Origin of the sequence: Pseudomonas sp. AAC, assembly GCF_000725445.1 — a bacterium.
GTDB classification, from domain to species: domain Bacteria; phylum Pseudomonadota; class Gammaproteobacteria; order Pseudomonadales; family Pseudomonadaceae; genus Pseudomonas; species Pseudomonas citronellolis.
This window is the reverse complement of the sequence record NZ_KL647101.1, coordinates 263,963-274,334: the sequence shown is the minus strand read 5'-3', so window position 1 is coordinate 274,334 and position 10,372 is coordinate 263,963. Positions and strand designations below refer to the sequence as shown.

Annotated in this window: 7 protein-coding genes and 1 pseudogene; all 8 read left to right on the top strand. The window is 60.8% G+C overall.

Annotated features, from left to right (window positions below; genetic code table 11):
* Positions 1 to 303: type VI secretion system tube protein TssD (gene tssD / locus FG99_RS26685; RefSeq protein ID WP_043273391.1), on the top strand; the 303-nt coding region annotated here is incomplete at its 5' end.
* Between the two features lie 116 nt (positions 304 to 419).
* Complete coding sequence (gene tssI / locus FG99_RS26680) at positions 420 to 2,462, top strand: type VI secretion system Vgr family protein (protein ID WP_043273227.1); 2,043 nt, start codon at positions 420 to 422, stop codon at positions 2,460 to 2,462.
* A complete protein-coding gene (locus FG99_RS26675; RefSeq protein ID WP_043273225.1) occupies positions 2,452 to 3,189 on the top strand; it encodes a DUF4123 domain-containing protein in 738 nt (245 codons plus the stop codon). Before tssI ends, FG99_RS26675 begins: the two co-directional genes overlap by 11 nt.
* Positions 3,189 to 7,928 (top strand): RHS repeat-associated core domain-containing protein, encoded by a 4,740-nt coding sequence (locus FG99_RS26670; protein ID WP_051879280.1) that lies wholly within the window; start codon positions 3,189 to 3,191, stop codon positions 7,926 to 7,928. The genes FG99_RS26675 and FG99_RS26670 overlap by 1 nt, the downstream gene beginning before the upstream one ends.
* A complete protein-coding gene (locus FG99_RS32280) occupies positions 7,928 to 8,239 on the top strand; it encodes a hypothetical protein (protein ID WP_141766181.1) in 312 nt (103 codons plus the stop codon). The genes FG99_RS26670 and FG99_RS32280 overlap by 1 nt, the downstream gene beginning before the upstream one ends.
* Before the next feature lie 412 nt (positions 8,240 to 8,651).
* Positions 8,652 to 9,022, top strand: a pseudogene (locus FG99_RS33110) (RHS repeat-associated core domain-containing protein); the annotation flags it as partial.
* Positions 9,023 to 9,528: 506 nt separating this feature from the next.
* Positions 9,529 to 9,792, top strand: a complete 264-nt coding sequence (locus FG99_RS31665) for a hypothetical protein (protein WP_081884739.1) — start codon at positions 9,529 to 9,531, stop codon at positions 9,790 to 9,792.
* Positions 9,793 to 10,014: 222 nt separating this feature from the next.
* Positions 10,015 to 10,296 (top strand): DUF6966 domain-containing protein, encoded by a 282-nt coding sequence (locus tag FG99_RS33365; RefSeq protein WP_371263887.1) that lies wholly within the window; start codon positions 10,015 to 10,017, stop codon positions 10,294 to 10,296.
* The last annotated feature ends 76 nt before the right edge of the window (positions 10,297 to 10,372 follow it).

Here is a 10,372-nt window from a genome sequence, read left to right as displayed (position 1 = left end):
GTCTTCGACAAGTCCTCGCCGCTGATCTTCAACGCCCTGACTTCCGGCGAGCGCCTGAACAAGTGCCGCCTGGAGTGGTACCGCACCTCCTCCACCGGCACCCAGGAGCACTACTTCACCATCGAACTGGAAGACGCGGTGATCGTCGACGTGCAGTCGCGCATGCCGAACTGCCAGGACCCGAACATGGCGCATTTCACCCACCTGGAAGACGTCTACTTCACCTACCGCAAGATCGTCTGGACCCATGAGGTTTCCGGCACCTCCGGCTCCGACGACTGGCGCACCCCGATCGCTTCCTGATCGGTCGCGACACGTGCTGTTCACATCGGCCGGGTTTCCGGCCGATGTGTCTTTTCCAGGCCTGAGCCGGCGCTGCGGCAACTGCCGGGCAGGCCCTCCGCGCAGAGGAACATAGGATGTTCGCCCCGGCCAACCAGCCCCATTTCAGCCTGAATATCGACGGCCTCGACAGCGACCTGCAGGTGCTCGAATTCCATGGCCGCGAAGCCCTGAACCAGCCCTACCGCTTCGACATCGAACTGGTCAGCGAACGTCCCGACCTGGACCTGGAAAGCCTGCTGCACAAGGGCGCCTACCTGGACCTGGGGCAGGGCCACGGCATCCATGGCCAGTTGCACCGGGTGGCCCAGGGCGAATCCGGCAAGCGCCTGACCCGCTACCAGGTGAGCCTGGTGCCGCGCCTGGCCTACCTCGCGCATCGGCATAACCAGCGCATTTTCCAGCAGCTGACGGTGCCGCAGATCATCACCCGGGTGCTGGAGGAACACGGCATCCTCGCCGACGCCTACCGCTTCCAGCTCGGCCCCACCGTCTACCCGCCGCGCGACTACTGCACCCAGTACGACGAGAGCGACCTGCACTTCGTCCAGCGCCTGTGCGAAGAGGAAGGTCTCCACTACCACTTCGAGCACAGCCCCGACGGGCACCTGCTGGTGTTCGGCGACGACCAGACCGCCTTCCCCAAGCTGGCGCCGGTGGCCTACCAGCAGGACTCCGGCCTGGTCGCCGACCTGCCGGTGATCAAGCGCTTCGGCCAGCGTCTGGATACCCGTACCGCCCGCGTCAGCCGCCGCGACTACGACTTCGAGAAGCCCAGGCTGCAACTGGAAAGCACGGCGCGCAGCGACAGCCGCCCGGACCTCGAGGACTACGATTACCCCGGTCGCTTCACCGACCGCGAGCGCGGCAAGCTGCTGAGCCAGCGCAGCCTGGAAAGGCACCGCGCCGACTACCGCCAGGCCGAGGGCCGCAGCGACCAGCCGAGCCTGCGCAGCGGCCATTTCCTGCCCCTGCGCGAGCACCCGCGCGGCGAGTGGAACGACCTCTGGCTGCTCACCGAAGTACGGCACGAAGGCAAGCAGCCGCAGGTGCTGGAAGAGTCGGTCACCAGCGACGCCCGCGACGGCAAGGACGACTTCCAGCAGGGCTACCGCAACCGCTTCCTCGCCACGCCCTGGGACGTGCCCTACCGCCCGCCGCTGGCGCATCCCAAGCCGCGCGTGCTGGGCAGCCAGACCGCCGTGGTGACGGGGCCAAAGGGCGAGGAAATCCACTGCGACCGCTACGGCAGGGTCAAGGTGCAGTTCCACTGGGACCGCGAGGGCCAGGCCGACGACAAGACCAGCTGCTGGCTGCGCGTGGCCTCCAGCTGGGCCGGCAAGCAGTACGGCGCTATCGCCATCCCGCGCATCGGCATGGAAGTGCTGGTGACCTTCCTCGAAGGCGACCCGGACCAGCCGCTGATCAGCGGCTGCCTGTACCACGCCGAGCACCTGCCGGCCTACGAGCTGCCGGCGAACAAGACCCGCAGCCTGTTCAAGACGCTCTCCAGCCCCGGCGGCGGTGGCTACAACGAACTGCGCATCGAGGACCGCAAGGGCCAGGAACAGATCTACCTGCATGCCCAGCGCGACTGGGACGAGAACATCGAGCACGACCAGAAGATCCGCGTCGGCCACGAACGCCACGACACCGTGGAAGCCAACGCCTACAGCGAGTTCAAGGCCGAGGAACACCGCACCACCCATGGCGACCGCAAGGTCGAGGTACGCGCCGACGACCACCTGACGGTGGGCAACGACCAGCACCTGAAGCTCGGCAGTGGCCAGTTCATCGAGGCCGGTCAGGAAATCCACCTCTCCGCCGGGCTCAAGGTGGTGCTGGAAGCCGGCAGCGAACTGACCCTCAAGGCCGGCGGCAGCTTCGTCAAGCTGGACGGTGCTGGCGTCACCCTCAGCGGCGCCGACGTCAAGCTCAACAGTGGAGGCAGCCCCGGCACGGGCACCGTGGCGGCTCCTTTGCTGCCGGGCCTGCTCCAACAGGCTGACGCCGACCGGCCCGGGTTCCTCCTGACCCCGGCGCAGATCAATACCTTCAAGCGCAGCGCGCCCTTCTGCGAGGAATGCGAGAAGTGCAAGGAGGGCCATTGTGTCTTCTGAACGCCTCACCCCACGTGAATGGCTGGCCGCGAAGCCGCTGGCCGAAGGCGAGCGGCTGTACGGCGTGTTCAGCAGCGTCAGCGCGGCCGTCCCGCTGAGCGCCTGGAACCGCCAAGGCATGCATCGGGCGCTGCAGCCGCTCTGGCAGGGAACGCCCTACGCCGATTGGCACGAGGTGATGCCCTATCTCGTCGAACCAGAAATCGACGGCAGTTTCCTCGATTGGGTCGGCGAGACCGACGCCGAGGATTGGGGGTGGCTGGCCGTTTCCAGCGGCGACCCCGAGCGCATCTTCGGGCACCTGCGCAGCCTGACCCAGGTACGGATGCCGGAAGGCAACGAAGTGTTCTTCCGCTTCTGGGATGGACGGCATCTCCTGCCGATCCTGACTTTCCTCGGTACCGATGCCGCGACCCTGCTGCCGATGTTCGATCGCTACCTGATAAACGGCCGCGCCCTTCAGGCAGCCGAGGCGGTGCTGCCGCCCGAGCGGCCCTTCCCCTGGTGGACGCCGCCACAGGCGCTGCTGGACAGCCTGGCGCGCGAGGACAACAGCACCTTGTCCGCCAACCTCCTGCAATGGCTGCAGGAAGAACATCCCGACCTCTGTGACTGCCTGCCCGAAGCGAACCTGCGGTTGAAGATCGCCCATCTCGCCCGTCGCGGCAGTGACGTCGCCACTCTCAAGAACGCCCTGCTGGAACAGCTGGCGCTGGAGCTCAACTGATGGACCAGATTGCCGTAATCGAACAGGAGTTGAATGACTTCAGGAACAGCCTGACCCGGTACCGCGAGATGACCGAGAGCTGGTATGCCCGGACGGCCGATGCCGGTAGCCGCGCGACGGACCTGCCATCCCTGCTGGGTATGGAGCGCAGCATCCGGGCGGGTTCCAGCAGCAAGTCGGTGAGCCTGGGCGATAGCGACTTCGGTCTGGTCGCGCAGTGCCCGCTCAGCGGCATCCTGGAAATCGAGAGCAAGTTCGAGTCGGCCTACGAGGTGCCGCTGGGGCGCATACAGGTAGACGTCCGCTCCCGGGACGACAATAGCCTGCAGCAGACCCTGACCCTGGGCGACGACGGCAAGGCCAGCTTCAAGGGGCAGCCCGGCAAGTGGTACTCCATCCAGGTGAACTCCGCGGTCAGTGCGCAACAGGTCGACGAACTGTTCAGCCGCTACGATGGCCTGGCGAACCAACTGGAGACCTGGCTGCGGGGGCAGTGGGCCGGTTTCAGGCCGCAATGGCAGGCCCATGGCGCATCGTCGGTGCTGTCGGCCGCCGGCACCGGCATCCTCGAAGGCAGCTGGCAGGCGGTGAAGGATGTCTGGGAAGGCATCAAGCTGATCTTCGAGATCCTCCAGGACCCGATGAAGTACGCCCACATGCTGGGCGACAAGGCCAGCGAACTGGCCGCCCTGGCCAAGAGCGCGCCGCAGAAGATGGCCCGGGTGATGCTCCTGGCCAGCGACGAGGCGGTGCTCTACCTGCTGCTGCGCAGCGCGACTCTCTGGCTTTCCGCATTGCCGCCGAGCCAGATAGCCGGTACGGCTGCCAAGGAAATCTCCCGCATCCTGGTCTCCGTGCTGATCGACATCCTCATCGCCATTGTCCTGACCGTCGCGGTCGAGGGGACGGGCATTGCCTACCTGGCGGTGCGCCTGGCCAAGTACGGCAAGCGTCTGGTCGATGCCGTCATCGGTTTCGTCAAATCGGTGTTCGGCATCCTCGAAGGCGTGCTCGACTACATCGAGAAATACCGTGTGGTGGCCGCCCGCGGCATCGCCAGCGGTGTCCAGCGTGGCAAGGCGGAACTGATCTGGGATGCGCGCAAGAACAGCACGCTGCGCGAAGTCGATGCCCGGCCCAACGTCGACCGCCAGGCCACGACGCCCAACGAGCGGCCAGCCCAGGCGTGCAAGGAAACCTGCACCGGCGGCGAACCCGTTTCCATGGTCACCGGCGAGGAACTGCTGACGCTCGACGATGCCAGCCTCGATGGCCTGCTGCCTTTCGTCTGGAGTCGCCTGTACCGCACCAGCGCGGTGGAGGTCGACCACGGCCTGGGGTACGGCTGGAGCCACGGACTGGCTCATCGCCTGCTGATCGAAGACGGGCAGGTGACCTGGATCGATCATGAAAACCGCCGCACCATCTTCCCGCTGCCGGACCGGCAGCGGCCCGCCATCAACAACCGGCTGTCGAAGGCCGCCATCTTCATCGGCGCCGACCCGGCCGAACTCGTCCTGGCCCAGGCGGGCGACAAGCCGCGCTTCTACCACTTCCGCCACGACGGCAAGGGCGGCGACCTGGTCGCCATCAGCGATGCCTACGGCAACCGCCTTCACGTCGGCCGCGACCTCGCCGGCCGCATCAGCCGCCTGAGCAACGGCGCCGGTCGGGCCCTGGCGTTCCGTTATGAGCACGGCCGCATCCAGGCCGTGGAATATCAGCAGCAGGTCCCGGCGGACACCGAGGAGGCCTCCTGGCGCAGCGTGCAGACACTGGCCAGCTACGTCTACAACACCGCAGGCCAACTGCTGGAGGCGCACAATGCGCTTGGCGAAATTGAGCGCTACCGCTACGACGAACAGCATGTGATCCTCGAACGCCACCTGGCCGGCGGCGCCAGCTTCTACTGGGCCTGGGAGGGCGCCGGCAAGCAGGCTCGCTGCGTGCGTCAGTGGTCGAGCATCGAGCCCCTGGACTTCCAGTTCGAATGGGACGACGAAGCGGGTACCGCGACCCTGCTCCAGAGCGATGGCGGCCGCCAGGTCTTCGTCCACGACGGCAACGCACGCCTGGTACGTCAGGTCGATCCCGACGGCGCGGTACACGAGAAAGCCTACAACCCGCAGGGGCAACTGGTGGCCGAGCGCGACCCCCTTGGGGCCGTGACCGAGTACCACTACGACGAGGGCGGCCACCTGGTGGCCCTGGTGCCGCCGGAGGAAGAGCCCACCAGCTTTGAGTACCGCGACGGCTTCGTCAGCGCCGTGGAGCGCGGCAAGGCGAGCTGGCGCTACCGCCGCAATGCCCAGGGCGACGTCATCCAGCAAACCGATCCGGACGGCCATTCCACCTTCTTCCGCTACGACGAACGCGGCCGCCTGCTGCAAATCCAGCATCCCGACGGCAGCAGCCATCAACTGCTATGGAACGGCCTGGGCCAACTGATCGAGGAGCGCCTGCCGGATGGCGGCGTGCGCCGCTATCGCTATGACGTATTCGGCCGCCAGATCACCCGCCAGGACGAACAGGGCGCCATCACCCGGTTCGAGTGGGATGCCCAGGGCCGCCTGCGCCAGGTCACCCTGCCGGGGGGCGCCAGCCGCGCCTACGAATACAACGCCTACGGCAAGGTGACGGCGGAGCGCGATGAGCTCGGCCGGGTGACCCGTTACGAATACGACGGTGGCCTGCACCTCGTCACCCGGCGCATCAACCCCGACGGCAGCCAGTTGCGCTACCGCTATGACAACGCCCGGCTGCTGCTCAGCGAGATCGAGAACGAGCGTGGCGAGCTGTACCGCCTCGACTACCACCCCAGTGGCCTTATCAGCCGGGAAACCGGTTTCGACGGGCGCACTTGCGCCTATGCCTACGACCTCAACGGGCACCTGCTGGAGAAGACCGAGTATGGCGAGGACGGCAGCGAACTCGTCACCCGCTACCAGCGCGACGCCTCGGGCCGCCTGCTGGTCAGAACGCAGCCCGACGGCAGCGAGGTCCACTACAGCTACGATGCCCTGGGCCGCCTGGTGGGCGTGGACGACGGCGAATGGCCGCTGGCCTACGAGTACGACCTGCAGAACCGCCTGACCCGCGAACACCAGGGCTGGGCGACCCTGCAATACGGCTATGACGCCCTGGGGCGGCTGAGCCATTGCCGGCTCCCGGATGGCAGCACCCTCGACTACCGCCACCGGGCGGGCGGCGAACTCAGCGCCATCGACCTGAACGGCCAGCGCCTGACCAGCCACCAGTTCAGCTTCGGCCGGGAACGACAGCGCCAGCAAGGCCAACTGCTCAGCCAGTACCAGTACGACGAACAGGGCCGGCTTCTCGCACACCAGGTCAGCCAGCGCGAGCGCGCGCTGTACCAGCGGCGCTACAGCTACGATGCCGGCGGCAACCTCGCCAGCGTCGAAGACAGCCGCAAGGGCGCGCGCAGCTACCACTACGACCCGCTGGACCGCCTGGTCGCCGTGCGCGGCGACCTGCCGGAAAGCTTCGCCCACGACCCGGCGGGCAACCTGCTGACCCAGAATGCCCAGCAGGGCCACCCACGGCAGGTCAACGTACAGGGCAACCGCCTGCTGATGCAGGGGGACTGCCACTACGACTACGACGCCTACGGCAACCTGCTCCGCGAACGCCGCGGCGCCGGGCAGAAGTTGGTCACCCAGTACCGCTACGACAGCCAGCACCGCCTGGTGGGCGTGCAACTGCCCGATGGCCGCCAGGTCAGCTACCGATACGACGCCTTCGGCCGGCGCATCGCCAAGGAAGTGGACGGCAAGACCACCGAATTCATCTGGCAGGGCGACCGCCTGGTCGCCGAAAGCGGCGCAGGCCGCTACCGCAGCTACGTCTACGAACCCGGCAGCTTCCGCCCGCTGGCCATGCTGGACGGCGAAGGCCCGCTGAAGGCCGAGCCCTTCTACTACCAGCTCGACCACCTGGGCACTCCCCAGGAACTGACCAGCTACGGCGGCGAAATCCTCTGGTCGGCCCGCTACCGCGCCTACGGCAACGTCGCCCGCCTGGAAGTGGCGGAAATCGACAACCCGCTACGCTTCCAGGGCCAGTACCACGACGCGGAAACCGGCCTGCACTACAACCGGCATCGTTACTACAATCCCAACACCGGCCGTTTCCTGACCCCGGACCCGATCAAGCTGGCGGGTGGGTTGAACCACTACCAGTACGTGCCCAACCCGACGGGGTGGGTGGATCCGTTGGGGTTGGCTAGTGCGAAAGCCCAGTGCCCTTCAGGGGCGAGGCCAGATTTTTACGTTGGTCCTTCTGGCCCGGAGTCTACACTGCCGGCAACCGGATATAGATATATGCGATACATGAATGATGATGGCTCAGTAAATAAATATGCTGAAATGACTATGGAGTCAAAGTCCGCTCCTGCTACGTATGTCGGATTTGAGAAGTATCAAACAGGGAGTTCTGCTAGAGACGCTTTTCAGATCAAGGGGCGAGAGTTTGGTCATGACGAAAGTGGAGCTGGTTCATGGAGTGATGCCAGATTGAGAGGACAGTTTGATACTCTCCAGTTATATGAGTCCGGAGTTCCTCAGGCTCGGGTACCATACTGGAAAGGGGATACTGAGAAAGAAAAGCTTGAGTTGTTTGCTAAAGCATATCCTCAGTATGGGAGTGGTGGTGCGGTGCAATTGCATCTAGATGGAAGGATGCTAGATTTTGATAAGGTCGATATTCTCCCGGAGAATTGATGGAAAAATATTTCGTGTTGGCAAGTAAGGATGTTCCTGGAAGAAGTGGGAATGATCCAGAATGGCCAAAAAAAATAGCCTACTCTCCCTTTTTGAGACGCTTTTTATTTCTGGAGGGCTCAGGGCATGGTCTTATGGGGGGAGTGCTTCGCGAAGAAGCTGCTGGACAAGACAAGTGGAGAGTTGTATTTGAAGAGCTGAGGGCTGAGTGGATACTGAATTTTTTGAAGGATAATGATGGTCTTGATTCTGAGGAACTGTTGAGAGCACTAGAAGAGAAGCTTGGTAGGTTGGAGGTTATTAATTATTAGTTTTATGAGCTCTTATTGTTTGGTGGGTGTGGGGGTTGAAATGTATGAGGTTTAATTTTTTTTGTAAGGATGAACGATTTTCTATAGGGCTAGAAGAAGGCCTAGGAAGGTTTATATTTCAATACCAATAAGTAATGGGGTGGTTGATTATGAGGAGTATTTTGAGGCAGATAAGGCTGCTTTTGATTTATATATGAGCAACCAAAGTTTGGCTTTGCCATTTGTCAGGCGTTGTCGCAATCGAGAAGTAGATGATTTGTTAATGGTTCAGCCTGGGAGGGATCGCGGAATTGCAACCTAGGATTTATATGGAAAACACAGTTGTAGATAGCGTGACGTACAAGCCGGAGAGGCTATTGCACAAAACCTCGGGTGAGCCTGTTTCAGAGTGAAGAGGCAACGAGCCGGGTCGTTGGTCATGCTGGACGGCGAAGGCCCGCTGAAGGCCGAGCCCTTCTACTACCACTCGACCACCTGGGCACTCCGCAGGAACTGACCAGCTACGGCGGCGAAATCCTCTGGTCGGCCCGCTACCGCGCCTACGGCAACGTCGCCCGCCTGGAAGTAGCGGAAATCGACAACCCGCTGCGCTTCCAGGGGCAGTACTACGACGCGGAAACCGGCCTGCACTACAACCGGCATCGTTACTACAATCCCAACACCGGCCGTTTCCTGACCCCGGACCCGATCAAGCTGGCGGGTGGGTTGAACCACTACCAGTACGTGCCTAACCCTACGGGGTGGGTGGATCCGTTGGGGTTGGCTAGTACACATGGAGACTGTCTTAACGCCTCTCCTCCGTTGACAACGGCGAAAATTGAAGAAATTACGACAATTCCTAAAGGAGCTCGACCAGATCCAAGTGAGTATCTTTCATCAGAATACATAAAAAATCATCTGAGTCAGTTTGATAACGGTGCATCTAGATTTATAATCCAGAAAAATCTGGATAAATATGGCATTGGTCAGCGTGATGGAACATCTTTCGTCATGCCTAAGACAGAGGCCGATAAACTACTAGAGTCTACCCAAGGAAATGCGCCCGCATTAGAAACTGCTCTTGGGCTGCCATCAGGTTTCCTAGAAAGTAACAAGATGGTCCGTGTTGATATTTCTAACCCTCAAGAACTTAATCTTAGAATTCCATCAGGGAATTAGGCAGGGGCTAATGAATTCTGGATTCCGGGTGGAAAACTGCCAACTGGGAATAGCGAGGCAATAATTGATGTTGGGGGAACCCACATGCCGAAGTTAAAAATTTCTCCAGTCGACTTATAGGTTAGACACGCATGAGATTTAATGATTCTTATTTCAACAAGGATGAGCGATTTTCTATAGGAATAGAAGAAAGCTCAGGAAAATTTTATATCTCAATACCAGTAAGCAATGGAATGGTTGATTATGAGGAGTATTTTGAGATTGACAAGAATACTTTTGAAAGTTATATAGAAAACCCTGGTTTAGCTTTACCATTTGTCATACGCTGCAGAAATAGAGAGGTAGATAATTTATTAATTATTCAACCTGGGAGAGATCGTGGAGTTGCAACCTAGGCTGTAATATAGAAAGCACTGTGTAGGCACCGTAACATACAAGCCCGAGAGCATTACACCAGAGCTTCGGGTAAGTCTGTCGCTCAGAGTGAAGAGGCACAAGCCCAGCAGGAAGTGAGGTATATGTCGGTCAGGTTGGGTGACAAGGTGGACTCTACGTAGGCGGCACTCCACAGGTAATTAATTTAAGGCCGTGGCTATAGGCGTAGAGATAATTAAACAATGACGTTTGATGTGGAAAATTCCCGGGCAATCAGAGATGTAACGTCTCAGATGATTATACTTTTGATTGACGGAGGGGCGGGTGAATGGGGGAGAGCCTTAGAGGTTCAGGTTCGTAATCTTGACTCTGACCCAGAGTCGGTTGCGAGTAACATTTTGTCTATGTATTCAGGGATGGGCTCCCTTAACGATGTTGTTTTGTCTAAGGATGGAAAGATTTTAAAGAAAGAGAATGATAACTTGGATGATCTGCGAGAAAGACTGTATCAGCTGTGCCTATGAGCATTGCTCTTGGGGCGTTGATTAATTTGTTTTCAAATTTAAATACGTGCTGTTCATGCTGTGGTAGGAAAGAGAC

Bases quoted from the DNA above. Each gene is read 5' to 3' on its own strand.
- FG99_RS32280 (WP_141766181.1), top strand. From the start codon at position 7,928: ATGGAAAAATATTTCGTGTTGGCAAGTAAGGATGTTCCTGGAAGAAGT.
- FG99_RS26670 (WP_051879280.1), top strand. From the start codon at position 3,189: ATGGACCAGATTGCCGTAATCGAACAGGAGTTGAATGACTTCAGGAAC.
- FG99_RS33365 (WP_371263887.1), top strand. From the start codon at position 10,015: ATGACGTTTGATGTGGAAAATTCCCGGGCAATCAGAGATGTAACGTCT.
- tssI (WP_043273227.1), top strand. From the start codon at position 420: ATGTTCGCCCCGGCCAACCAGCCCCATTTCAGCCTGAATATCGACGGC.
- FG99_RS31665 (WP_081884739.1), top strand. From the start codon at position 9,529: ATGAGATTTAATGATTCTTATTTCAACAAGGATGAGCGATTTTCTATA.